The organism is Nocardia sp. NPDC004568 (assembly GCF_040609955.1).
GTDB lineage: Bacteria > Actinomycetota > Actinomycetes > Mycobacteriales > Mycobacteriaceae > Nocardia.
Map to the genome: position 1 here is coordinate 1 of NZ_JBEXLL010000027.1, position 24,322 is coordinate 24,322.

28 protein-coding genes and 2 pseudogenes are annotated in these 24,322 nt (G+C 66.3%); 20 read left to right on the forward strand and 10 right to left on the reverse strand.

Going from position 1 to position 24,322, the window contains the following annotated elements:
- Nucleotides 1–311 precede the first annotated feature (311 nt).
- Nucleotides 312–1,175, reverse strand: coding sequence for an alpha/beta hydrolase (locus tag ABZV91_RS14725; RefSeq protein ID WP_355240807.1), 864 nt, complete (start codon nt 1,173–1,175; stop codon nt 312–314).
- A 251-nt stretch (nt 1,176–1,426) separates the two neighbouring features.
- Entirely contained in the window at nt 1,427–3,526 is a 2,100-nt protein-coding gene (locus tag ABZV91_RS14730; protein ID WP_355240810.1) for an AIPR family protein, read from the reverse strand.
- A 917-nt stretch (nt 3,527–4,443) separates the two neighbouring features.
- Between ABZV91_RS14730 and ABZV91_RS14735 the strand changes: the two genes are divergently transcribed.
- From ABZV91_RS14735 to ABZV91_RS14760, 6 genes and pseudogenes are all read left to right on the forward strand, one after another.
- Complete coding sequence (locus tag ABZV91_RS14735) at nt 4,444–4,605, forward strand: hypothetical protein (RefSeq protein WP_355240814.1); 162 nt, start codon at nt 4,444–4,446, stop codon at nt 4,603–4,605.
- 352 nt (nt 4,606–4,957) lie between these two features.
- Complete coding sequence (locus ABZV91_RS14740; RefSeq protein WP_355240817.1) at nt 4,958–5,290, forward strand: WXG100 family type VII secretion target; 333 nt, start codon at nt 4,958–4,960, stop codon at nt 5,288–5,290.
- Nucleotides 5,287–5,583 (forward strand): WXG100 family type VII secretion target, encoded by a 297-nt coding sequence (locus ABZV91_RS14745; protein WP_355240820.1) that lies wholly within the window; start codon nt 5,287–5,289, stop codon nt 5,581–5,583. The genes ABZV91_RS14740 and ABZV91_RS14745 overlap by 4 nt, the downstream gene beginning before the upstream one ends.
- Before the next feature lie 6 nt (nt 5,584–5,589).
- Nucleotides 5,590–6,963 carry a hypothetical protein gene (locus ABZV91_RS14750; RefSeq protein WP_355240823.1) on the forward strand — a complete coding sequence of 458 codons (1,374 nt, stop codon included), beginning with the start codon at nt 5,590–5,592 and terminating at the stop codon, nt 6,961–6,963.
- Nucleotides 6,964–7,001: 38 nt separating this feature from the next.
- Nucleotides 7,002–7,529, forward strand: a complete 528-nt coding sequence (locus tag ABZV91_RS14755) for a hypothetical protein (RefSeq protein WP_355240826.1) — start codon at nt 7,002–7,004, stop codon at nt 7,527–7,529.
- Between the two features lie 64 nt (nt 7,530–7,593).
- A pseudogene (locus tag ABZV91_RS14760) lies at nt 7,594–7,794 on the forward strand (flavoprotein); the annotation flags it as partial.
- A 204-nt stretch (nt 7,795–7,998) separates the two neighbouring features.
- Here the strand turns inward: ABZV91_RS14760 and bla are convergent.
- Nucleotides 7,999–8,955 (reverse strand): class A beta-lactamase, encoded by a 957-nt coding sequence (bla, locus tag ABZV91_RS14765; RefSeq protein WP_355240829.1) that lies wholly within the window; start codon nt 8,953–8,955, stop codon nt 7,999–8,001.
- Nucleotides 8,956–9,128: 173 nt separating this feature from the next.
- A complete protein-coding gene (locus ABZV91_RS14770) occupies nt 9,129–9,593 on the reverse strand; it encodes an NUDIX domain-containing protein (RefSeq protein WP_355240832.1) in 465 nt (154 codons plus the stop codon).
- Between the two features lie 578 nt (nt 9,594–10,171).
- On the opposite strand from ABZV91_RS14770, the gene ABZV91_RS14775 reads away from it, so the two are divergent.
- A complete protein-coding gene (locus ABZV91_RS14775; protein ID WP_355240835.1) occupies nt 10,172–10,819 on the forward strand; it encodes a DUF4272 domain-containing protein in 648 nt (215 codons plus the stop codon).
- Between the two features lie 199 nt (nt 10,820–11,018).
- Here ABZV91_RS14775 and ABZV91_RS14780 read toward each other — a convergent pair whose 3' ends face one another.
- From ABZV91_RS14780 to ABZV91_RS14790, 3 genes are all read right to left on the reverse strand, one after another.
- Nucleotides 11,019–11,408, reverse strand: a complete 390-nt coding sequence (locus ABZV91_RS14780; protein ID WP_355240838.1) for a metalloregulator ArsR/SmtB family transcription factor — start codon at nt 11,406–11,408, stop codon at nt 11,019–11,021.
- Entirely contained in the window at nt 11,405–12,337 is a 933-nt protein-coding gene (locus ABZV91_RS14785; protein ID WP_355240841.1) for a hypothetical protein, read from the reverse strand. Before ABZV91_RS14785 ends, ABZV91_RS14780 begins: the two co-directional genes overlap by 4 nt.
- Nucleotides 12,338–12,551: 214 nt before the next feature.
- Entirely contained in the window at nt 12,552–12,674 is a 123-nt protein-coding gene (locus ABZV91_RS14790; protein ID WP_355240844.1) for a hypothetical protein, read from the reverse strand.
- A 109-nt stretch (nt 12,675–12,783) separates the two neighbouring features.
- Between ABZV91_RS14790 and ABZV91_RS14795 the strand changes: the two genes are divergently transcribed.
- The 3 genes from ABZV91_RS14795 (at nt 12,784) to ABZV91_RS14805 (ending at nt 13,987) form a co-directional block, all read left to right on the forward strand.
- The gene (locus ABZV91_RS14795; protein WP_355240847.1) at nt 12,784–12,921 is read left to right on the forward strand and encodes a hypothetical protein; all 138 of its coding nucleotides are present in this window, start codon (nt 12,784–12,786) and stop codon (nt 12,919–12,921) included.
- Between the two features lie 79 nt (nt 12,922–13,000).
- Complete coding sequence (locus ABZV91_RS14800; protein ID WP_355240850.1) at nt 13,001–13,570, forward strand: hypothetical protein; 570 nt, start codon at nt 13,001–13,003, stop codon at nt 13,568–13,570.
- 27 nt (nt 13,571–13,597) lie between these two features.
- The gene (locus ABZV91_RS14805; RefSeq protein WP_355240853.1) at nt 13,598–13,987 is read left to right on the forward strand and encodes a hypothetical protein; all 390 of its coding nucleotides are present in this window, start codon (nt 13,598–13,600) and stop codon (nt 13,985–13,987) included.
- Between the two features lie 186 nt (nt 13,988–14,173).
- Here the strand turns inward: ABZV91_RS14805 and ABZV91_RS14810 are convergent.
- A pseudogene (locus ABZV91_RS14810) lies at nt 14,174–14,698 on the reverse strand (esterase-like activity of phytase family protein); the annotation flags it as partial.
- 748 nt (nt 14,699–15,446) lie between these two features.
- Between ABZV91_RS14810 and ABZV91_RS14815 the strand changes: the two are divergent.
- The 9 genes from ABZV91_RS14815 to ABZV91_RS14855 all read left to right on the forward strand — a co-directional run bounded on the left by ABZV91_RS14815 (nt 15,447) and on the right by ABZV91_RS14855 (nt 21,031).
- The gene (locus tag ABZV91_RS14815) at nt 15,447–15,779 is read left to right on the forward strand and encodes a WXG100 family type VII secretion target (RefSeq protein WP_355240855.1); all 333 of its coding nucleotides are present in this window, start codon (nt 15,447–15,449) and stop codon (nt 15,777–15,779) included.
- Nucleotides 15,776–16,072 (forward strand): WXG100 family type VII secretion target, encoded by a 297-nt coding sequence (locus ABZV91_RS14820; protein WP_355240858.1) that lies wholly within the window; start codon nt 15,776–15,778, stop codon nt 16,070–16,072. Before ABZV91_RS14815 ends, ABZV91_RS14820 begins: the two co-directional genes overlap by 4 nt.
- Nucleotides 16,073–16,075: 3 nt before the next feature.
- On the forward strand, nt 16,076–17,452 hold the full coding sequence (locus ABZV91_RS14825) for a hypothetical protein (RefSeq protein ID WP_355240861.1): 1,377 nt from the start codon (nt 16,076–16,078) through the stop codon (nt 17,450–17,452).
- Between the two features lie 150 nt (nt 17,453–17,602).
- The gene (locus ABZV91_RS14830; RefSeq protein ID WP_355240864.1) at nt 17,603–17,755 is read left to right on the forward strand and encodes a hypothetical protein; all 153 of its coding nucleotides are present in this window, start codon (nt 17,603–17,605) and stop codon (nt 17,753–17,755) included.
- A gap of 53 nt (nt 17,756–17,808) precedes the next feature.
- On the forward strand, nt 17,809–18,132 hold the full coding sequence (locus ABZV91_RS14835) for a hypothetical protein (protein ID WP_355240867.1): 324 nt from the start codon (nt 17,809–17,811) through the stop codon (nt 18,130–18,132).
- Between the two features lie 145 nt (nt 18,133–18,277).
- Nucleotides 18,278–18,445, forward strand: a complete 168-nt coding sequence (locus tag ABZV91_RS14840) for a hypothetical protein (RefSeq protein ID WP_355240870.1) — start codon at nt 18,278–18,280, stop codon at nt 18,443–18,445.
- 6 nt (nt 18,446–18,451) lie between these two features.
- Complete coding sequence (locus ABZV91_RS14845; RefSeq protein ID WP_355240873.1) at nt 18,452–19,303, forward strand: hypothetical protein; 852 nt, start codon at nt 18,452–18,454, stop codon at nt 19,301–19,303.
- Complete coding sequence (locus ABZV91_RS14850; protein WP_355240876.1) at nt 19,258–20,325, forward strand: hypothetical protein; 1,068 nt, start codon at nt 19,258–19,260, stop codon at nt 20,323–20,325. Before ABZV91_RS14845 ends, ABZV91_RS14850 begins: the two co-directional genes overlap by 46 nt.
- 148 nt (nt 20,326–20,473) lie before the next feature.
- Nucleotides 20,474–21,031 carry an AAA family ATPase gene (locus ABZV91_RS14855; RefSeq protein WP_355240879.1) on the forward strand — a complete coding sequence of 186 codons (558 nt, stop codon included), beginning with the start codon at nt 20,474–20,476 and terminating at the stop codon, nt 21,029–21,031.
- 15 nt (nt 21,032–21,046) lie between these two features.
- Here the strand turns inward: ABZV91_RS14855 and ABZV91_RS14860 are convergent, their stop codons facing one another.
- Together ABZV91_RS14860 and ABZV91_RS14865 are read right to left on the reverse strand one after the other, a co-directional pair.
- The gene (locus ABZV91_RS14860; protein WP_355240882.1) at nt 21,047–21,907 is read right to left on the reverse strand and encodes a methyltransferase domain-containing protein; all 861 of its coding nucleotides are present in this window, start codon (nt 21,905–21,907) and stop codon (nt 21,047–21,049) included.
- 639 nt (nt 21,908–22,546) lie between these two features.
- Nucleotides 22,547–23,197, reverse strand: coding sequence for a TetR family transcriptional regulator (locus ABZV91_RS14865; RefSeq protein ID WP_355240885.1), 651 nt, complete (start codon nt 23,195–23,197; stop codon nt 22,547–22,549).
- Nucleotides 23,198–23,332: 135 nt separating this feature from the next.
- Between ABZV91_RS14865 and ABZV91_RS14870 the strand changes: the two genes are divergently transcribed.
- Complete coding sequence (locus ABZV91_RS14870) at nt 23,333–24,274, forward strand: zinc-binding dehydrogenase (protein ID WP_355240888.1); 942 nt, start codon at nt 23,333–23,335, stop codon at nt 24,272–24,274.
- Nucleotides 24,275–24,322: the final 48 nt, after the last annotated feature.

The following is a 24,322-nucleotide window of genomic DNA, read 5'->3' on the forward strand; positions in this document are numbered from 1 at the left end:
TACGAACGGCGCGCCGACATCCACCAAGCACTACTGAGCCTGGCCTGCTCGGTCATATGCCTCCGGAAGCTCATTCTGAACTGATCTTTAAGCCATCCACGTGCCGAGAAGGCAGATCACCGGTTATCACTGGGGGACGCGACCAAACCGCAGCCGGCCAGTGGGAACTCCCCACTGGCGGCCACACAGCGGAGAGTTGCGCGGCCGCCGCAGCGAACGAGTGGCGCCGACGATCCAGCTCGGCGATCCCGTATGCGGCTGGTCGGGGGACCGGTGCGTTACGCAGCTCAGGATGCCTCCCGACCGGCCGGCTACAGCCCGAGCATCGCGGCAGAGACCCGGTCGGCCGCGGCATGGCGCAGAGCGGTGCCCATGTCGTCGAGGACGAGCAATCGCGCCCCAGGGACCTCGGCGGCGAGGACCTCGCCGTTGCCGACCGGGAAGAACGGGTCGGCGCGACCGTGCACCACGAGCGCGGGCACGTCGAGTTCAACGAGCCGGCCCCGCCAGCGCGGCGCGCAATCGATACGGGAGAACACCATCCCGAGCTGGTTCGCCTGATGCACCGCAGGATCGCCCGACGGCGTCCGGTCCCAGATTCGGACCGCCGTCTCCCACACCTCCTCCGGATCGTTGCCCAGCAGCTCGGCCCCCGCGGCGGCGAACGCCGCGACAGCGTCCCGGTCGGTCCAGTCCGGCAGCGGGCGGGAGAACAGCGCGCCCATGACCACGGGGTCGTGATCGGGCAGGTCCTCGTCGACCGGGCCCGGCGCCACCGGCCGGGTGCCGACGAGGGTCAGTGCGGAGAACATGTCCGGGTGGTCCAGCGCGGCGACCTGAGCAACCATCCCGCCGACGCCGACTCCACCGAGATGGGCGGTCTCGGCACCGAGCACCTCGACCAGCGCGGCCGCGTCGGCGGCGAGGTCTCGCAGGTCGTAGGCCGGATTCTGCGGGTCGAGGGTTGTCGACGCGCCGGAGTCGCGCAAGTCGTAGCGGACCACGTGCCGTCCGCCCGACGCGAGCCGCTCGCACAGGGCGTCGGGCCAGGACAACATTGTTGTGCCGCCGACCAGTAAGACCAGCGGATCGTCCGCGCGGCCGAAGCTCTCGATGCCCAGATCCACACCGTTCGCTCGCACCGAGGTCGTGCCCAATCGAAAGGGTCTCGTCATGGCCGGACTCCTGTCTATCGGTACACCCAGAGATATCGACGACGGATTCACTCGAATGTCATCGGTACAGCCGAAATCGTCTCCACGCTCGTGCGATCACCCGAAATCGGCATTGCCGGTCGTTCAGCCACTTGCTGGTGGTGTGCCGGACCGCCATGAACTGGCCGGGCATACGGTCGACCCTCGCAGCTACGCTGCCCGCCATGCCCGGTTGACACTTCGATGGGCCGAGCGCGGCAACACCTCGGGGGCTATTCCTCGGCCTCATCGAGTGCGTTGAGCTCTCGCCAGGCCAGATCGGCCAGCGACTCTCCCGTCTCGGTGATCCACCTCGTTGTGCCCTGATTCGCCACCGGGCGCTCTGCCCACCGCGCCAACTCCCACATGTGCGAGATCAGGCCCGAAGGCGAATACTGCCGACCGTCGGCCGCCCACAGAATCGGGCGCTGACGATGCGGAACCCAGGTCGCACGTGCGCGCTGGGGGTCCTCGGCCAACCAGTCCGCCAATGCTGCGGCTTCGACCGGGTAATCGTTCGACAACGTGAGCGGGGCGCCTTCGGGGAGAACGGCCTTGTCGACGAGCACCGTGACGGCGTTCGGGCGTCGTCGCGGACGTTGGGGTGAGGTGCGCCGGTATTTGCGCGCCGCGGCAGCAGGCAGCGGATCGGTACCCCGGAGAACATGTTCGGTGATGTCGCGACAGCGACCCACGTCCGAGCAGACCACCGACATATGGGCACGTTCTCCGAACAGTTCGTCGATCGTCGCGGCCACCTGCGGAACCAGGTCCTTCAGCAGATCCGGAATCTGCTTCAGCGCGCGCTCGGCCCATGCCAGTTGCGGATCGGGCTCGTGCAGCCCTTCGGTATCGAGGCTCCGGAAAACCAGATGAGCCAGCAGATACTTTCCTTGATCCATCAACACCACACAGCGGCGTTCGAAGCGCCCCTGCATCTTGTGCAGGTTGCTCTGCACCGCGCGCAGCACCAGCACCGCATTCCACAGCAGGTAGGCACCTGGCTGCGGGCGAAACAGCACGTCGTAGATGCCCTGGGAACCACGCTCCCACAGCACGTCCAGGGTGGTGGCGATGCGCGCCGCGTACTGGCTGTCCGGATGCGCGCACGCCAGTGCGCACGCTGCCTCGACCACCGAACAGCCTGCATCCGCCGGCGGTTCCAGCTCGCTGCGACGCAAGCTGTACTCGAGCCCCAGCTCCGCGCGCAGATCCTCCATGATCGCGGCTTGCACCGATTCCAGTGCGATGAAGTCGCGCGCCTCGACCCGGTTTTGACGATTGGTCGCCTGGGTTGTCCGCTTGGCGAACTCGACCGACTGGCCGGTGACGATGATCCGCACGCCGACCTGCGCGTCGGCGGCCGCGTCGTTCTTGGCGACGGCCTCTGCCACCGATTTCACGGTCTGTGCGCCGTTGACCACGCTGGCTCCGTGCAAGATCAGAGACAGCGGTCGACTCTGGGGTGCGCGGATCGCCTGGTGCGTGCGATCCACCGATTCACACAGCACCGTGATGCCGTTGTTGAAATACCAGAAATTGGCGGGTTCGCCGGTGAGCGTGCCGATCAGTTCATTATTGATGAGCGTCCTGCCCAGCGGATTGCGGATGTTCAGGTTGAACAGGTCGGAGCCGCTGTCGGTCCATCGCGCCACATCGTAGGCGTTCACCACACCTTGGAAGGAGGGATGCGGGGAGGTGATCTCGAACCAGGGGAACATCTCGACCTCGAGATCCACCGGCTCGGGACGAAGGTCTTTGCGAATCGACGCCCACACCTCCTGGGCCAAGACGATACGGTGGTCGAGTCTGTCGCCGTGTCGATTGAACTCCTGCTCGCCGGTCGTCAGGGCCGCGGTGAATCCCTCGGATACCGGGTCGGCGCGCATCAGCACGACGACCTGGGTCACCACCACCTGTCCGCTCGTCATCACCGCATGTGCGCGCTCGGCGAGCAGCCTGCCTCGCGGATTGAACGGCGAGAAGTCGCCGTCGTCGATCAAGCGCAATCCGGCCAGAAGTTCCAACACGGCCGTGCGCTCGCTTTTGGCCTTGCCATCCTTACTCCACTTGGCTTGCACCAGGTAGATGTGCGGATCTGTGCCCTCGACCACGGCGATTGCGTCGATACCCTGGTCCGACGCTCCATCGATGACCGTGAGCGCCGCGTCCGCGTGACCGAATCCGGTGACGATACGCACCGCTTGAGCGGTGAGTGCCCGTGACAGCACTCGCGGCTCCACCTCCGATGCCGGACGGCCGTCGAGGTCGCTGATATCCAGTAAGCCCGTGTCGAGGTAGATCCTGCGCAACGCATTCTCGACCTGGCGCACTTGGGTAGGGCCAGTGCTACCGGATTGCACGCTTGTCAACGGTGTCCCTCCTGCCGGCCGAACGGCCGCTGATCGCATCCACTGAGTTCGGCTGTGCCGCAACTCGTATCCTCGCAGAAGCCGAGCAACAGCGCCTGGAGTCGTGCGGATTGCGTATCAGACCGTGCCTGAGCCGGAAGCGGCCAGCGGAGCACCCCGGCTGCGCCCCACGCGCCGCTTCGAGAAGGACTATGCGCATCATGGCGAGGAATACGTGGGGCTGTATGTACCGGCTGCCCCGCCCGCAAGCGACGCTACGGGGAAAGCACTGGCATTCCGGGCAGCCGCTGAAACCCTGACCGAGGCGTTCGGCGCCCCCTATCATGGACGCGTACGGCGACCCCGGACCCTACTGCGACTCCGCGCCTTTGTGGGGCAGTCCGTTCCTGCGCTGGCGCGAGCGAGAGAACACGCTGGAACTGCGCGCCGGCGAGCACAGCCCCGAATTGCTGCTCCAGCCGACGGACCGGTCGAGAACTGGTTCTGGCGGCAGGGGCACGGCGAGCTCAACGCACTCGACGGCTTCTTCGGCAGCCGCCGCGATCCCGCCAACGCAGGCCTGAGTATTCCGGGCCGCTGACGCACCGACGACTGGGATGTCTTCACCCGCAGCCTCGTGACTTCCTCCATACCCTCCCGGCCGAAACCCACGCCTCGAGTATCGACCTGGACCTGGGATTCCACGCTCTGGTACCCGGCACCCGCGATCCGATCGTCTTCCACCTGGTCCGCGGCGAACGACTGGAGATCGTCTACGACACCGATGAACTCGGCGAGTCCATCACCGATCCGCGCTCGTTCGGTTGGATCCCGCACACCACCGCCCCGGGGCACTGGACCACTGGCTCGAGGCTCCCTACCACTCAGAGGATTTCGGTGTGGGTGAGGTGGACGGCCACGCGCTGGCGAAAATAGTGGTCGCCACCCCGCGCGACCTGGGCGTCGGCTCGCCGAAAGACCTCAGCCTGACCGACCACGTCCAGCGCGTCGGCGATTACGACGCCGAGTACTACGGCCTCACGCTGCAAGAGAATCCATAGGCGCCGATAGAGCCACGCTCTATCGGGCGGCGTCATAATCAATGATCTCGAATTCCGCTGTTCCCGCGGTTCGGCCTGCGCCTTCTGCTCGTGAGGGGCCGGCGGCTGATCCTCGCATGCTGATCCTGTGGGGACGCTGCCCCGAACGCCGAGACAAGCCCTGAGAGTAATCCGCGTGCCAAGACAAGACCCTGCCGACAGGCGACAATATCGTAGGTGAAGTCACCCGACAGAGGCACGGGTGGCGGGCAAGCATGACACGCGTGGAGGATCCTGCACCAGGCAGAATCCCACCTGATCGATGGATACGAGGCCCCGGCGCGCCCAGAAATCGTCTGGTAATTTCACGCTCATGGTGGATACAGGGGGAACTCCGAAAGGCGCCGGCGATGTCACTGTTGTGCCGGAGGAGGTGCGGGCGGTCGGGCAGTTCGTCGCCGATATCGCCAGGAACCTCCGCGCAGGGCTTGATTCGGCGAGTACCGAGGTCGATTCCCTGCTGGCCGACGGGTGGCGTGGTGATGCGTCGGATGAGTTCTCCGGCGGATGGACCGAACTGCGCGACGGCGGCATGAAGATTTTGCAGGCGTTGGACGGGATGGCCGAGGAACTCGGCGTACAGTCCGACGCCTATGAGGGCACCGACGACAGCACGTCGCAGCAGTTCCCGAGTTTGAACCTGTGAATCCCGAATTCACGGTCGATCTCGAACGTCTCGATCAGCTCGTCCTCCGGCTCGCGAACCTCGCAGGCTATCTGACCGAACAGCTCGATCTGATCGACGACAAGGTCGCGAGCCTGGACGCGAACTGGGAGGCACTCGCGGCCGCGGCGTACCGGGATGCGCACACTCTGTGGTCGGTCGGTGCTCGTGAGTTCGCGGCCGGGATGGCCGATATCAGCGACGCCGCCCGAGCCGCACACGACCGGTACACCCGCGCGATCGAGGTCAACCGTCAGATGCTCGGCGGCGGGTGACCCCCCATGTGGGTGAACTGGGAAACCTACTATGAGGCCGCCAAACAGTGTCACGACTTGGCTGGTGAACTCAGAACCGCGGACAAACCCGTGCACGACGCGCTCAAAGGTGACTGTGCGGGCATGGCCGGGGACGCCCCCGGCTGCAAGCAATGGGGCGAAACTTACGACGCACACGCGTTGGCCGCGTTACAGACATGTACGAACCTGGCGGACGCGCTGACGAACTTCGGGTACGTGCTGTACGCGATCGGGTACAAACACGGCGTCTCGAACAAGAGCAACCCGCCCCGCCCGCCGACAGTGGAGGTGATGATCCATTCGGTGCAGCTGCCGACGTCGGTGGCCGACAATGGCAACGGTTTGCGCCACGATGGCGGGGTCCAGGCGTTTTTCGACAATCTATCGAGCGAGATAGTCGAGCAGTTCGGCAAGTTGCCCAACGGTGATGTCGACAAGCTCGCTACCGCGGGAACGGCCTGGTCGACCTTCGCCGGTCATGCCGCCATCACCGGTGCAGGCTCTCGTATAAGCGGTATCGCCGGCATGCTCACCGGCATGGACGAGACGCGCACCGCGCAGCTCATCACAGACCATTTCGGCACCATGAAATCGGCAGCGGACCAACTTGCCGGCGCCACGCAGGCGATGGCAGCACCCGTGGCGAACTACCGCACCGCCACCATCGACATCAGCAACGAGATCACCGGTGAGGTCAACACGCTGTTGATCGAGATCGGTGTCATAGCCGCCGCCGCAGTCGCCGCATCTTGGCTCAGCTTCGGCGGCAGCCTCGCCGCCGGCACCGCAGGCATTGCCGGTACGGTCGCCGCCACCGTCAATACCATCCGCGGCCTCTACCAGGCCAGCCGCCTCTACCGACTCCTGGGCGTCGCCGCTGTCGCCGCGACTGCCGTCGGCATCGTCAAAGAATTCGATGCCCTCCCCGACCTCAATCCGATCTCCGCCGCCCTCGCCGGGATCATTGCGCTACGCGTCAACCTGGACGACGACGCGAGCCCCGATGACGGTGCAGACAAGGAATCGAGTTCGGTGGCGAAGACCACCGAAGAGAAATCCAAGGCCGTCAAGGACGTCGTCACCGACGAATCCGGGAAGCTGATCGGTACCGAAGACGCGACCGGCGTGCAGATGGTCTCCCAGAAAGAAGTCGACGCCGCACGCACCGAACTGACCGAGAAACTCGGCCCACCACAGGTGAAGTCCACGCCCAAGGGCAATATCGAGGTATGGGAGGTATCGGGTGACCCGAAATCAACGGTGACGTATCGCCCGTTCAGCAAGTCCGGCGGGCCGACACTGGACTTCAACGACGTTCCCGGGGTGCAGATCAAACGATGGCATATCCCGGGTCAGTAATCTGATCGTCGCCCCTATCGTCAGACAAGGATGAGTGCGTGCAGACATCGGCGGACCTGGAATACGAGGGGACTTCCTTCATCAACTTCCGGGACTTCGACTTCCCGGAGGGTGGCAATCCCTCACGACAGTGGATCGATATCAAGCAGTTCACAATCACCGCGCCACCGCCGGCCGATCGCGATTTGTTGTCCGCGCTGATCGGCGATCAGCAGTTCCGTGACGACTACATCGGAGGCGGGGTCGACCCACAGGGCACCCGCCACGGCCCGTACTGGATCGACCGGATTACCCCGGACTCCTACACGCCTGCATCGGCCGATTCCGTCATCGCGCTGGTGACGCGCTGGGTCGATCAGTGCGGTATCGTCCCGGATGCGCTACGCCAGGCGATCGACCAGGAAGTGTTCAAGCCCGCGCGCACTGCCACACACATAGTCACACTGCCCCGGCTCGACGCCTCGGCGGTGAACGATTACGGGTTCATCCACAACGAATTCCACGAGATCATTACGATCGACACGGTGGGCAGGACTCTCCGGCTCACAGTTGCCGCCGACGATTAGTCTGGTGCGGAACCCATCGGCAGCGACGTCGACCGCCGCTCCGCGATCTCGGCACCGAACTCGAATGCGCAGGGATGTGCGCGTCGTCGCTTCACCGGACGGCCGGGGATTCATCGATGTCGACATGCTCGAAGAGCGGACCGGCCACCCGGTGCGCAGCCACTACAAGAAACCCGGTACACCCGATGTCCTGCCACCCGCCGACGCCATGATCGCGGCACCTCTCACGTGTAATTCCATGGCGAAATGGGCTGCCGGGATCTCGGATACGCTGCCGCTGAGCCTGCTGGTCGAAGCGGTGGGCAAGGGACTGCCGGTCGCGGCTGACCGCCGAAGCCCGTCCGCTACGGAATGCCCGCCGGTCGCAACCGGGGCGAGCGGCGAACTCCTCACCCACCCGCCCGCCCACCGCCGGGAGACGGAACCTCATGCCGGTACCGGACCGGCAGCCGTCCACACCGCGAGCGCGTCAGCCGGCCGATCCGGCCCCGAGCGCTTCCACCGCGGCACGGGTGGCGGCGGCCACGAGATCATCGGCCGGTTCGGCATCCTGCTCGGATTTCGTGGTAAGCACCGCGATGACGAGCGGGGCCCGTCCCGGCGGCCAGGCCACGGCCACGTCGAGGGCGGAACCGTAGGCCGGGGACCCGGTCTTGTTGCCGACCTTCCAGCCCGCGGGCAGCCCCGCTCGGATGCGATTGGCGCCGGTCGCGCTGGCGACGAGCCAGGCGGACAACTGCGCGCGTTCGGGTTCCGGGAGGCTGTCACCCACCACGAGTGCGCGATAATCGGCGGCCAGTGCGGCGGGGGTGGTGGTGTCGCGTTCGTCGCCGGGGATCGCGGTATTCAGCTCGGTTTCCCAGCGGTCCAGTCGCGAGGTGTCGTCACCGAGGGTGCGGAGGAACGCGGTGAAGCCCGCGGGCCCGTCGAGCAGTTTCAGGATCTGATTACCGGCCGTGTTGTCGGAGACCGTGATCGCCGCCTCGCACAGTGCGGACACCGTCATCCCGGTGTCGACATGCTGCTCGGTGACCGGCGAGTTCTGGACGAGATCGGTGCGCGGATACCGGATCACCCGGTCGAAGAATCCCGAGGACAGTGGATGCTCGTGCAGCAGGGCACCGCAGGCGAGTCCCTTGAACGTGGAAGCCATCGGGAACCGCTCACCGTCGCGGTAGGCGACGCTGCGGCCGTCGGCGGTGTCGACCGCGAAGACGCCCAGCCGCGCCCCATGTGCCGCCTCCAGGGCGGCGAACTGGGTGGTCGCGACTTGGCCGGCCGTGCCCGCGGGCGCGGTCGCGACGGTGGTGGCGCCGGGGGCGGCATCGCATGCGTTAGCCGCCGAGAGCGCGGACACCGCCAGGGCGGCGGCCGCGAGTCGGCGGCGATCGAACGAGACGAACTGAACCAGTGCGGAGAATTTCACCCCCGCAGCACATCACCACACCCCGGAGCCGGGCCAATACACAACTGCCCCGCGGAAGGGTCGGACTCGATATCGCCGCAGTTCACCCGTGCCGGACATGCCGTAACAGACACTGCCGACCACACTCGGCCGGCAGCGGCGCGGTACCGGAACACCCCGGCACCCGGGCCGGGTCACGTCGGGACCGACGCGAAACCGTATTCCCGTAGCATCCGGCCTTCTCTCGCATCCGCCCACGCGGTGGCCACGAAGTCGAGCGTGTCCCCGGGCAGATCGTCCGGGTCGGCCCAGACGAGTTCGCTGCACTTACGTGGTTCGCGGATTTCCGGGGTGCCCTGCCACGACTCCGCGACGAAGAAGATGTCGACCCGGGGTTCTCCGGCCCAGCGGAACATTGTGCCGCCCGGGCGCAGGGCGGCCGGGGCGAGGTCGATTCCGAGCTCCTCGGCCACCTCACGGACCACCGACACGGTAAGGGCCTGGCCGCGCTCGACGTGGGCGGCCGGCAACCCGAGCTGTCCGTCGGCATAACCGCGCCCGGCCCTTCGCAACAACAGGATCCGGCCGCACTCGACCAGAAAGACATGGGCCGCCACCGGATAGCGGTCGTGCTTGGTATCGAACACATATCCCGACATGGGCCTCCTCGTTGCGAAGTTCCCGCAGCGGGCGGCTGCGGTCGCGTATCAGGTCGGCGTACACCGTAGCGCCCCGGCGCGCCGGTTCGGATGCGGTGATAGAGGTGTTTCGGCCGGCGATGGACCACCGATCGCGACGAGGCCATCTCCAATTCGGTGGCGACGCCACGGTGGCCGTCGCGAGCGCGGAGTCCAACGGCCTCGACGAATCGGCCCCCTCGATGGCACAACGGATATCGAGGCAACGCGGCGGTCTCGCGATCCGCCGCGCGGCGCTTCCGCCCTCGCGGACGTAGGCGGCGCTCCTGTGGCGCCGACAACCGGTAACCGTGCTGCCCGGATCGCCCCGGGGTTCCTGCCGTTTGCATCCGGAAGCGGGGCGCGAAAAACTGGCGGCCCGGCCGCAGACGAACAGACGCAGAGGAAAACCACTGAGCGACACGCCTTTCCGCTATTGCAGCCGAACCAGCTCACCCCGTAGGGCGATCCGCGCCGTTCGAAAACCGTGTCGCCCAGTCTTCCCGCTCCGATCTTCCCGCCCCGGTTCCGCGACACACAATGCGACGAAGAGGTATTCGATGACCGTATCGACACAAGACCGATTGAAGCAGCACGGACTGGAAGTGGATTCCCTCTCCGAAATAGCGGAGATCTTCCCCATCCGGCTTCGCGATCCCGGCGAGTTGGCCGGCCGCGCACTCGCCCTGCATGCACTGCTGGGCATCATCTTTCATCCGGACCCGAAAGAGGTCGCGGAATGGATGCGCGCGGAAAACTTCCTACATGTATTGACCGAGCGTGAGAAACAGGTCGTCGCGCTGACCGAACTGTCCGAAGAAGAGATGCTGTGGCAGCAGTCGGCCATGCAGTCGAACCTGCTGACCTGGCGAGCCGAATCCCTGTATGTCCTGCTCTGGGCCTCGGGAAGAATTCCCGACCTCGTCGACCCCAGCGAAAGGATGGACGGTTCGCTGGTCGCCGACCGGCTACCAGCGCTGGGCCGGCCCGTGCAGCCGTTCCTTCGCGAAGCCGGCCTGCGTCCCGGCCGGGAGATACTCACCGAACTGCACTACTACTTCTTCCTGAATCACTTCATGGAGGACGTATACGAGCAAACCGGAGAAATAATCGGCGACCTGGATCCCATGCTCACCGCGGAACGGTTCCATGCCCTGCATTGGATCACCTGCGCCGACCAATCGGAATGGGACGCCGACGAAGAATAGTTCCGCATCGGCCCGGTCGACGGCGGTGCCGGTCGCCCGGCGCCGAGAAGGAAGTGACGGCGGCGTGTTGGGGCCACCGGCAGCCGCTCGGCGAGGGCCCTTCGACCGCACGATCTGCCCGTCCCGCTCGAACACGATGCCGCCGCGGCGATGTGGGCGGGGGCCCGCGTCCGCAGACGGCACCGAACGGGTGGGCGATTCATTTCGGCGACGATTCCCGTGCCGCCGACGGAGTTCCGGCCTGATTCCCTTGGTGGATACCGGGCTCGTGGGCGCAGGCGGTGATCTGGTCGACGAGTTCGCGCAACGGGGCAAGGAGCTCGGTCAGTTCGGCACTGTTGAGCGTGTAGAACCGAAGCGTCCCGCGCCGTTCGACAGTGAGCAGTCGCGCCGCCCGCAGAATCTTCAGGTGATGCGAGACGGCCGGCTGGGAGAGACCGAGCCGCTCGGCAATCTCGCCCACGCTGGCCTCCCCGCCCGCTTTCAGCAGCAAGGCGATGATCGCCTGCCGTCGGTCGTCCCCGAGCGCGGTGAACAGTGGCTGACATTCACCGAAAGTGGCCAGCACGCTTTCTACGGTGGGGGTCATGCCGTCTCCCGAGCGGAGAGACGCTCCCGCAGCTCACGCAGACGGGGCACCGGCAGCGCCCGGGCTTCTCCTTCGGTGATCCAACCGTCGAGCATCAGCCTGGTCTGATCGGCCACTTTGGTGAAATGAGCCGCCAGATAGCGGTCCAGGTCGAACGGGAGCAGCACCCGCGACAGCCGCAGCACTGCCCGAGCCACCCACTTCGGCACGCGGATCCGGCGGCCCCCGGTCCCCGCGGCGACAACCGCCGAGGCTTCCCCGCCGGCCTCGACCGCCGGTCCCATGTCGGACAGCAGCGCGGGCAGCGACCAGCCCGCCACCTCCAGCGCAGCGATACAGGGCACCATCAGCGCGGCAGTATATTCGCCGGCACCCGCCCGGGTGGAACGGCGGGCACGCAGATCACCGGCCCGCAGCGCCCTCGCCACCGCCTCCGCCCGAGCCGGATCACCGAGCACCTTCAATACCGACCCGGGTGGCACCCAGTACGCGATCCCCGGCGCCGGCACCTCACCGGTCAACGGCGCGGAGTAGGCGAACAGCGACGGCACCACCTGCACGATCCGCTCGGCCGGCCACGTCCGCTCCAGCACCGCCCGATCGTGCAGATCCTGCCCGATGGTGACCACGGTCGCGTCACCGACGGCGTCCCGCACGCCGGACAGCCACGACCCGCGCAGCGCGGTCGAGGACACGCACAACCAGACCATGTCCCAAGGCCCGTCCGGAATCTCGGCGTGTACACCTTCCGGGCGCAGTCGCTCGGCGACCGGTCCGCCGAGCCGGCGCAGCCGATACAACGTGCGCCCGGTGCCACCCCAATCGGTCCGGCCGGGCTTGACCAGGTAATTCACGGCCGCCCCACTCGACCCGAGCCGCAGCCCGAAAACCTGCCCGAGCGCACCATCGCCCACCACCAGGATCCGCATCAATCCTCCATCGAAACATTTAAATGAAAGAATATATCACCCCGCTTTCACGACTCTGTGGCGCCGACGAGCGTTCTTCCCGGGGGCGATGCCTGGCATGAACGCAGGCCCACCCGAACGGGACAAGAAGGACATCGAAGTCATTGTCCAGATGGAGCTCGGGCCGGAAACCGTGGCAGGCAGACCCGAGGAAATGACAAACTACGGGTACGGCTCATGACCCGCTCACTGTTTCCGACAGCAGCTCGGTCCGTAGATCCTCGACCTCACGGGTCATCGGATCGTCGGCCTCGCGCAGTACGCACAGCTCCGCATACAGCGCCTCGAGCAGTGCCAACGCTCCACCATGATCACCGATTTCGGTGACAGCGATATAGAGCCGGCCGGCAAGCTCTCGACCATCTCGGCCCTGCTCCCGGATAGCGGCAGCGATGAGAACTAACTCTGTGCCGACTCCATCCGAGGTGCTGAGCTGGGACATCTCAGCGCTGGCGGGCATCGGCGAACGCGCAGGCCTGATCGCGGATGCGGTATTGAAAGCCGCGGACTCGATGCACACCGTGATCCACTACGACATCCCGTAGGAGGGCGTAGCACGCACCGCCGCCGGTGACAGAGCCGACCGCGAGCACACGGATATGCGCGCGATCGGGACTGCCTTCGATGATCTCGCCACGGCATTCGCGGGCGCTGCTCGGGACATGGACTTCCCGCTCGCGGAAATCAAGACTGACCACCGCCGACTCGTGGGGCGCGAAGATCGCCGAGGCGAACGATGCGCTCGAGGTGTCCGCGCCCGACGACATCCTCTTCCAGACATCCAACAAGGGCCTGCCGCAGCCCCCTGGTGGGTGGAGCAGCGACCCGGCCTATCGGCTCGCACAAGAGATCGCCTACGGTCACGCCTGGGAGAAACACCACGACGAGTTCCAGGGCATGACTCAGGATGACCTCGCCGAGAAGGTCCACCAGATCATGACCGGCCCTAATCAGACCGAACGACTCGGCAAAGACAAGAATGGCAATCCGGTGATGATGAGCTGGGACGGCTACATCGTCATCGTTGACCCGAGCACTACCGATCACGGAACCGTGTACCGCCCCAAGGACCCGCTGGGGGAATTCATCCGGCTCACCAACCAGGTCGAGGATCCCTCACTCGGGCCTCCCACTCCGCCCGGCGGCCTCGGAGGCACCTACCCCGGCAAGCCGGGCACCGGACCGGCTCGCTGACACCGCACGCACCTCAGGAGAACATCGATGGGTTTCGACATGGCCTCGCTGACCCCGAGGGAACACGAATTCCTGGACTCGGCGCTGGCCAGCTACACCGGAGTATCGACCAGCGCGCCGATACCTGTGCGCGCATTCGGATTCGACGACCGTGATCTATTCGACGCCGAGGTCGGCAGACTCCGCCACGCGGTCGCTGAGGGTGTTACCCTCAACGACCTCGATACCGCACGAGTGCTGTTTCTCAGCGAACTGGCCTTCGGCAGCGACCTGCTCGGCGCAGGAGTCGAATTCCAGCTCGTCAGCCCCATGCGAGACGACGAAGCGGTCGTCATCCTGCGGCAGCTACAACGCAAGCTCTACACGCGCGACGGCGCCAAAGCGCTGTTCCGCCCCGACCTCTATTCGCCTCGATAGCAGCGGCGCTGCCGACCTCCTCGACGATAATCCTCGACCGTTTACGAGATCACCCGGCTGAAGCCACCCGAGGTAATCAGCTGCGTGTCCGTCCTGGGGTACGCCCAATTGTCCCGCGGTGGCCGGGGGTATGACCGCCCGATCTCGCCGACGGGCTTCGTGCCCGACGGCGAGATCGACGCCGAATCATCCGCCGAGCGTGGACCCGGCCGGTCCGAGGTCCAGGAACACCGTTTCACCGTTGGCGTCATCCAGGCCGTCGTTATCGGTGACCACGTACAGATTCCCGTTGCCCCCGACGGTGACCCCCTCGACCTTCTCCTGGACGAAACCGTTGGTCGCCCGCAGATCCGGCAGCAGATCGCGGACCAGCTTCTTCGGCAGGACCTCGGGAGCTTTCCCCGCCTCGGTCACCCCGCTGCCAGTGGGGATCTCGACCCGGTAGATCGCCTTCAGCGCGGCGTCCGGGCCGTTGAGTTTATCGCGTTCGAGCACGAGCAATCCGCCGTCGTGGACCACGATTTCGGACAATCCGATCCAGTCGCCCTTGATGTCGGTGCTCTCCAACCGGTAGCCGAACCACTCCCACCGGTTGTCCGCGTAGCGGCCGATCCCGGTGACACCCTTCGGGTCGCCTTTCAGTTCCCGCTGCAGCACCACCCAGACTGCGTCATCGTCGACGGGCACTCCTTCGAGTCCCTGACCGCCCAGGCGCCGCCAGATGAGCTACTGGCAACCGATCGGCAACGCCGAAGAAACGGACAAACGTCCAACCGAATCGGAACGACTCGATCGTGGCGACGGCGAACACCGTGACTACGACCGTGACCATCCACTCCCCCCGCATCCTTCCGGGCAGCGACGTGCCGGAGCTTCGACGACCGGCGAAGCGGGATGGCACCGGCCACCGCTTCCGCGACCTCCCACGAATGCGGACCGTCTACCGCTCCGCACGAAGTGCCGCGGCGATCCGGGCGATAGCACGAACACGACCTCGTCACCGTTCCACGCCCCGCGCTCGCTGATCGCCGGCCCGATCAGAGCCGGCTCCGCCGCGTCAGCACGCAACGCGACCTGTTCCCGGCTCTCCTCGCCCATATCGTCCGACTCGTCTCGATTCCACGCGGCCATCGCGGATTCGGCCAGCGCCCGGGGTATCCGCACTTTCACCGGGCCGGCCCCTCGACCGAGATGGGTACCGATCGTCCGGAACACCTGCCGATCGACCGCGTACCGCGCGTACTGATCCTGATCGTCCACGCCGGAGCATAGGCAGTCCGGCTGATCAACCGAACCCCGCCGCATCGTCATGCTCTCCGGACACACTCAGCCCTCGGGCTCGCCGTCGACGAAGACCTGCAACGACAACCAAACGACTCCGCTGCGACTGTCCACCTCGGCCATCCCGCGCTAATTGCGAGGAGCACTTGCCCATACGAACTCTGATAGCTTCGTCCACATGGCTGATCCTGGGGGGATTCCGAACCCGAACGACACGGTCACCGTAGTACCCGATGAAGTACGAGCGGTGGGGCAGTTCGTCGCCGATATCGCCCGCAACCTCCGCGCCGGCCTGGATTCGGCGAGCACGGAGGTCGACGCTCTGCTCGCCGACGCCTGGCGAGGTGATGCCTCCGACGAGTTCAGCGGCGGTTGGACCGAGCTGCGCGACGGTGGCATCAAGATCCTGCAGGCCTTGGATGGGATGGCTGCCGAGCTGGGTGTTCAGGCCGGTAGTTACGAAACCACCGACGACGGTACCGCCCAGCAGTTCCCGAGCTTGAACCTATGAACTCGGAATTCACCGTCGATATCGAGCGCCTCGACGCCATCGTGACGCGTCTGTCGAATCTGGCCGCATACCTGACCGAACAACTCGACCTCGTCGACGACAAGGTCGCCGGCCTGGACGGAGCCTGGGAAACGGTAGCCGCCACCGCCTACCGCGACGCCCACCTGCTGTGGTCGGCAGGGGCCCGTGAATTCGCCACCGGCCTGGCCGATATCAGCGACGCGGCCCGCACCGCCCACACCCGCTACACCACCGCGGCCGACGTCAATCGGAAAATGCTGCAGGACGGGTGAACCATGGCATGGGTCATCGACTCCGGCATGTATTTCGCCGCTGCCCAGAAATGCCACCTGCTGGCCGGAGATATCAGTCTGGCGTTGGGACCGCTGCACAGCACCCTCGTCCATGAATGCGGCGGCATGGCCGGTGACCACGAGAAGTCCGCGGCCTGGACCACCGGTTACGACCAGCACGCCGCCGATATCGTCACCCTCGCGGCGACCCTGGCCAACGCACTGCAACGCTTCGGGGATGTGCTGGCCGCCAACGGTTACAACTGGTGGCACGCCAACCGCGCCAAGGCCAGCGGCCCCGAACCCGACCGCCCAAGCGCCTCCGAACCGCTCTACGACTCCGGGATGGCGCTCCCTACGACCGCCAAGGGCGATAACGGCCCCGGGCTCGACGAGGGCGCGGTCGCCGGGCTACTCGCACAGGTCGGCCGCATCCCCAACGGCGACGTCACCAAACTCGGCAAAGCCAGAGACGCCTGGCAAACCTTCGCCGACCACTCCACCGTCACCGGCGCGGCCGACCGGATCAAAGGCATCAACGCCGCCTTCACCGGCAGCACCGACCCCAACATCGCCGATATCGAAGCCAAACTCACCACCCTGACCCGAGCCGCGGAAATGCTGGCCCAAGCATCAAAAGACCTGGTCGCACCGGTAGGTGAGCACCGCGACGCGCTCACGGACATGCGCGATGACATCCAGGCCGCGGTCGCCACCGCCACGAAAGAACTCGCCACCGCCATCATCATCACCGCCGGCATCGTCGCCATCACCGCCTTCGCTTCCGCCGGCCTAGCCGCCCCCGCAGCAGCCGCCGGCGGCGGCGCGGTCACCGTGGAAATCGTCACCACCACCGCCGGAGTTATCAAAAACGCCGTCACCATCAGCCGGCTCCTGATCATCTTCGGCTCCGTCGTCGCAGTCGGCACCGCCTCCGGCGCCTTCACTGCCATCCCCGACCTCACCGCCAACGGCATCAACGCCGCCCTGGCCTCCATCGCGGCAATGAGCATCCACGTAGCCGACGACGGCGAGATCGGAGCCGACTCGCAGGCCCCGGACGTGTCGGCACGGATCGAAGAAGCCGGTCTCGACTCCGAGGGAGAGGAATACGTTCGTAGCAAGCACTTTCCTGGTGGAGCACGTGTCGACGACTCGAAAGGTATTTTTGATGAAGCACAGGATCCGTACGCATTGGCGGATGCAGCGGCCGGTAAACCGGCAACCGGTCCGAACGCTGACGGGCATTATGAACGTGTTGTGGAATCAGACGAGATCGTAGGTGTCACTTCGCAACAGTCGGGAGCCATGCCGACCAGGCGCTATCTCGTGGTTCAGGACAAGTGGGGATCTGTCCGTACGATGTACCCGATACCCTAGGAGAATCAGATGTCGATATCTGTACATGTGAGGTCTTCGGATCACCGCGTCATCTCCAGCTACGGAGACGGTACCGATAGTATCCCACAAATAAGGCAAGCCGCGGCCGCAAGGACGCTATTGAAATGTATCTCAAAGCATTCGGATACCATGTTCAATGCGAAGCAGATCAAACAGTTGATTGTCGAGATCGATCAGTTTCCCGGAACTTCATCCGAGTTGGCCGCCCCCTTGGACGCGCTTCGTGCTGCTGCGCAATCCGCACTCGCGGTTGATGGATACCTTTGGTTCAGCGGTGACTGAACGAGCAGTTCCGCCGGCCCAAATGCCTCTAATCCACCACTGAGGATCGTAGGATGACGCTTAGCATTATCGTTGAAAACCGGCTACACAAGCCCATCGCCGACCCGATATCCGACGCTAGCGGTGCCATTGAACGAATGTGCAGCGAGTCGGGACCGGAAAACCCGCTATACGGCGTCGACCCAGCTTCGGACACCATGTTCAACGAGTATCAGATCAATGCCATACTTGATTACCTGGATGCATCCGACGCCATTGCCGAGTCCAACTCAGAGGCTGTTCAGGCACTCCAGCAGGTCGCTCAAATCGCGGCAAGAAGAGGTGGTTACCTGTGGTTCCGAAACGACCGCCCGAGTGAACACGACGCTGTCGACTGATGGCCGCCGCCAACTGCTACGAAGGCGGTCTCGCCTCTGGCTTCTCCAGCGAAAAGCATACACGTAGCACCAACGCGGCCAGATCCTGGAACTTCCGCACAGGAAGTGATCGAGTGGTCGATTCGGGTGGATATTTCGACTGCTCGTGGCCGCGCCGACCGGTATCGCGGCGTTGAACGTCGCGGGCCACACCATTCACAATCTGTTCTCGTTCCGGCCGGAGACCACCCTCGAAGAGGTTCGCAGCGGCCGGTACTTCCCCGCGCGATTCGCCCCCACCCTGCGTGAGGTCGACACGCTCGTCATCGACTAAGCATCGATGATCAGGGCGGACCTGTTCGATATGCTCGCGGCCGCGCTGCAACGGTACGGCCCGCGGCGCGGTACCCCGTTCGGCGGAGTGCAGCTCGTGCTGGTCGGCGATCTGTTCAAATTGCCGCCCGTCGTGTTGGACCGGGAAGCGGAATTCTGTACCTCACGGTATGAGTCGCCCTATTTCTTCTCCGCCGACTGCTATACGCCCGAACGATTCCCGACCATCGAGCCGACCCGGGTGTTCCACCAGGTCGGCGACGCGCGGCTGCTGGAGATCCTGGCCGCCATCCGCGCGGGCACGATCGATCCGCAGCTCCTGGCGGAACTGAACGCCCGAACCGAAGCGGATTTCCGGCCACCGGTCCACGAGTTCTGGCTGGCCTTGACCACCACCAACAAGAGTGCGGACCGACGGAACCGGGATCAACTTCTCCAGCTGGAACCACCCGAAATCAGCGCGCACGCGACGGAAACCGGGCAACTGGACGGCTTCGACAGGCCGACCGAACGCCAGCTCGTCTACAAGGTCGGTGCGCAGATCATGCTGCTGACCAACGACGGTATGGGCAGATGGGCGAACGGCACGATCGGCCGAATCGTCGCGAGCCGGGTCGAGGCCGGCCGGTCGTCGCGGCCGGCGCCCTCCGCAACGAGATTGTCGGCACCTTCACCCAGCTGCCGTTCCGGCCGGCGTGGGCCATCACGATCCACAAGGGGCAGGGCCAGACGCTGGACCGTCTCGTCGTCGACCTCACCGGTGGGACTTTCGCCGACGGACAACTGTATGTCGCGCTCAGTCGCTGCACGTCGATGGCAGGCCTGGTCCTACGGCGTCCCGTCGCGGCCAAGAACTTGAAGACCGATCTGCGCGTCCGACGGTTCCTCGCCACCGGAGAGCGCGCTCCGGCCTCCCTCGGCCCGGTATACCTGGGTGTGTGCACGGTCGGCGCACACGGCCGGTACGACACCCCGCGCCCGGTGGAAATCGCCCTGATCACCGAGGACGGTACCGAGATCACCACTCTGATCAACCCGGAACACGATCTCGGAGCCGCCCGCGCGGACTACAGTATCGCCGCCGCCGACGTACTCCTCGCACCGACCCTCCCCTCGGCTTGGGCGGCGCTCGCCCCGTATCTGGCGGGACGAACCCCGATCGGCATCGATATCGACCGCCACCTCCGCTGTATCGACGCCGAACTCAAACGCCACGGTTTCGCCGTTGCCATGCCGATCGGCACCGACCCGACCCCGGCCGAACTCACGCCGGCGGACCGGGACCGCCTCGACGCACCGCGCGCGATCGACCGCGCCCGCGCCGTCCGCGATATCGTCGCGCGCCGGCCGGTACCGCCGCCGGGTGCCGGTGTTTTTCTTCCCACCACTCCCGCCTCCGGCTACCTGCTGTGCCGGGGCGGTGGGCCGGACTGTTTCCGGGCCGACGGCGTCCTTCCCGCCGGCAAGACCCGCGAACAGGTCCTCGCCGAACATGTGCGCGCCACGGCCGCGAAGATCAGTCCCGATGACGACACCCGAACTCTGCTCCGCGACCTCGAACGGATGCTGGGGTATCCGCTCCTCGACCCGGATTCCGCGCGGGCCACAGTCGATCTCGCCGCGATCCTGATATCCGGCGCGCGTGTCTGTTTCACCGGGAGCTTCACAGACGACGCCGGAAAGCCCTGGGACCGGACCGAGCTGGAGCGTCTGTCCGAGAAGTGTGGACTCGTGCCCGTAGCCACCGTTACGAAGACGAAATGCGAGGCATTGATCGCCGCCGAGGCCGGCACCCAGTCGGGAAAGGCCAAACGGGCGCTCGACTTCGCGAAACCGATATTCACCGCCCAGCAGTTCCTCGCCTGGGCAGAGACCAGGTAACCGTGTTCCGGCGTAGTCGTCGGTCCGCACTTCCCGGCCTTCGATACCGCATGTCCGACCCAGGCGGGAGGGAGAAGGGTCGCGCGCCCATGGGTTGGCCGGACCGGTCGGGTGCACGGTCCGGGCGCCCGGCGATGACGATGACTTCGTGGACAAACTCCTGGTGCTGGTGAACGGACTGCCCGGCTCGGGCAAATCGACTCTCGGCGCGACCCTCGCCCAGATATTGCCGGCGGAGTTCCTGTCGAAGGACGCCGTCAAGGAGGCCCTTGCCGGATGCCTCACCGAATCCGATACCGCACCCGATCTCGGTGGTATCGCAATGGATACCGTCTGGGCCCTGGCCCGTGCGGCGCCGCGCGATGTGGTCGTCGACTCCTGGTGGTTTCGCCCGCGCGATCTCCGGTTCGCACAGACGGGAGTCGGGCTGGTGGCGCCCGGCCGGTTCGCCGAAATCTGGTGCGATACACCGGCCGAGGTGTCACGGGCTCGCTGTGCAGCCCGTCGGCGCACCGCACTTCATCGAGACGAGCAGCGCCTCGCCACGGATTGGGATACCTGGGCGGCGCGGGCGACTCCGCTCGGGTTCGGGCCGGTGTTGACTGTCGACACCACGCGACCGGTCGACCACGGGGAGCTCGCGGCCGAAATAGATCGGGTGGCGGCGAAGCCTGCGTTCGATATCTGTCCGCCGCGCGATGGGTAGGGCCGGGAACTCGGTTCAGCGGAGCGGGAGGTGGCCGAGGACCGCGAACATGGTGACCGACAGGTGATAGTCACCGACCGCTACACCCGCCTCGATGGCGGCAACGAGATCATCGCGTTCCTTTTCGGTGATCACCTCCCGGGCCAGCGCGGCACCGCCCACCTCCTCGAACATCGGACGCGCGGCGACCGGGTCCCAGATCACCGCTTCCGAACCCATATCGTCGATATCGAACCCGGCCGCCGCCAGCCGGCCGCGCAGGGTCCGGCCGGATCTGGCGTTGGGGGTGGCCTCGAGCATTGCGGCGATCATCCGGGCGACCACTTCGGGGTCGCCGGGGTGCAGTATGGCGGTCTGCCAGTCGCTGTCCACCAGCACCACCCGGCCACCCGGCCGCAGCACCCGGGCGATCTCCGCGGTGGCGGCGGCCGGGTCGTCGAGGTGCTGGTAGACGCGCTCGCAGCGCACCGCGTCGAAATAGTCGTCGTCGAACGGCAGCCGGTAGGCGTCGGCTTCGACGAACCGGCACCGCGTTCCCGCCGCCGCGGCCCGATCGCGTGCCACGGTGAGCATCACCGGGTTCGGCTCGACACCGACCGCTTCGCCCTCGGGTCCGACCCGGCGAGCGAACTCCAGCACTTCCGACCCGGTCCCCGAGCCGATATCGAGGGCTCGCTCCCCGACGCGGACGGCCAGCGCCTCGTGGGCCCAGTGGCGCATACGCCGGATCCCGGGCAGAGCGGCCTGCACGTCGAGGGCAGCGACGAGGAGGGTCATGGGATCGGCGCCGGATGTCGCGTCCGCGGTGCGCGCGGCCGCGATGGCATCCAGGTGGAACGACGGCGTCCGTGCGGGTTGCTCGGGTTCGCTCGGCACGGATTCCGACCTTAGCGAGGTCGGGACGGGGTCCCGGCACACGCTCGGCATCGATTCGATGGCGGTTCGGGTGCGAATGAGATGCCGTTGGCGTCGGTACGGCTACGACAACCAGGAAACTCGGCCTCGTATGCTGTCGAGCCCGAAGCGTGCCTCAGCCGAACGGAACGAGGGAACAGTTCTCTTGGCATTCCGCGGTGTCGACGAGCACCTGGGCAAGCGACCCGGATACTCGACGCATGCGGCCCCTGTTCGCCGGGCGTGGCCGTTCCGATGAGAGACGTACCGCACCACCCAAATCTGCTTAGGTCTCGGATGATTCATCCCTGACCGGCGGCCCCGGAGAGCTGTCCAAGCTTGCCGGGGCCGTTCTTTTCACCGGCCGGAAGGGCCCCGACCGAGGCCTTGCACGGAAATCGTTGTCCCGCAACAGCACAGCCGTGGCTCGCGCCGGTGCCACCCGACAGTGCAGGCGTCCCACTTCCGCAGAGTCACAGCAGTCGAATGCCCGGGCCGACCTCCGGGACTGCCGCTGCCGTCACCGATGGACGGGTGACGCCACCCGCGTCACCGCGCGAACGGACTGCCCGAGTTCAGATGTGCGGCTCGTCGAGACCCGCCCGGGAACCGAATCCAGGTTCAGCCGGCGGCTCGTGGATCCGGCACCACGACGAGCGCTTCGGGCGCGGCGGCGAAGGCATGCCGCAGGTGGTTCGCGAGGCTGCCGATATCCCGCTCACCGGAGCTGTCGCTCCACGCCTCCATACCGCAATGGAATGCCGCGACCGCGATGTCCAGGGCCAGCCGGGGACGTTGGTCGGCGGGAAGTCCGGCGCCGAAACGGCGGTGCAGTATTCCCAGTGCCTCGCGAACCGTGCGGTCGCAGAATTGGAGATTGTTCGCGCCCATGGAGGGCGTGGACCGCGCGAGTCGGTGGCTCCGGGCAGCGCGGTCGGCCCAGCCCGGCGCGGGCATACGGTCCACTGCCGCCAGCACGCTGTCCTGCAGCATCCCGTAGAGCGATCCGGTATGTGGTTCGCGGGTTTCCAGTTCGTGGAGAAAAGCGGTCCACATGTCCCGCAGCGGCGCCATGGCGACATCTTCTTTGCTGGTGAAGGTGCGGAAGAAGGTGCGTTTGGAGACCTCGACCGCGTCGCAGAGTTCGTCGAGCGTAGTGCTGTCGAACCCGTTCTCCGTGAACAGTTCCAAAGCGGTGTCGACCAGTGCCTGGCGGGTGCGAAGTTTCTTGCGCTCGCGCAGCGGCGGCCGGTCCAGCGCAGCGTCGGCCATGTGGACAGGATAGCGGGCGGCCGCCCCTCGATCCCATCGCCCCTTGACGCCATTTGCCACTCAGTGGCATTTTTGGATGGCGGCATCGACCCCGATGCCATACCGCATTCCTATGCACTCGAAAGGTGCTGTCTCATGCGCGCATTGATCGTCGATCGCTCCGTGCCGGCCGGATTACGTATCGACGAGGTATCCGATCCGGTCCCGGCGCCGCACCAGGCGGTGATACGGGTGACCGCGGCATCGCTCAATTACGGCGAGGTCCGGCCCGCGCGTGGTGAGGCACCCCAGCAGGCGGTATTGGGCTGGGACGCGGCCGGGATCGTGGAGCGGGCCGCCGCGGACGGATCGGGCCCACCGGCCGGGACCCCGGTGGTCACCCTGGGCTGGTCCGGCGCCTGGGCGGAGTTCCGCGCCGTGGACACCGACCTCATCGGCACGGCCCCGGCCGGCGCGGAACCGGCGGCTCTCAGCACCGTTCCCGTCGCCGCGACCACCGCGCTGCGCGCCCTGCACCGGGTCGGACCGCTGCTGGGGCGGCGGATACTCATCACCGGGGCGACCGGCGGCACCGGCCGGTACGCGGTCCAGCTCGCCCGGCTCGGTGGCGCGCATGTCGTCGCGGCGACCGGCGATCCTGCCGCGCACGGCGCGGGCCTGCGTGAACTCGGTGCGGCCGAGGTCGTCTCCGGCGCCGGTGACCTGGACACTCCGGTCCACGGTGCCATCGATCTGGTGGGCGGCAGCCAGCTGGTCGATGCCTACCAGCGCCTCGCCGAGGGCGGGACGGTGGTGGCGGTCGGGCATTCGGCCGGCGCGGACGAGACGTTCCCCTATGGGGCGTTCTTCGGCGATCAAGGTCGGCACGACCGATCGGTCACCTCCTTCTTCCTCCTGGGGTGTCGCGACCTGGGCCCCGATCTGAGCTGGCTGGCCCGGCAGGTCGCGGTCGGGGCCCTGCGGCCGAGTATCGCCTGGCAGGGAGATTGGACCCGGGTCGGCGAGGCGGCCGAGGCGCTGCTGTCGCGCCGCCTGCACGGGAAGGCGGTGCTGGAAGTGAGCCGACCGCCGCTGTAGCGGACGCCTCGTTCATCCGGGGCCTCCGGGCCGGTGCCGGGCAGCCGA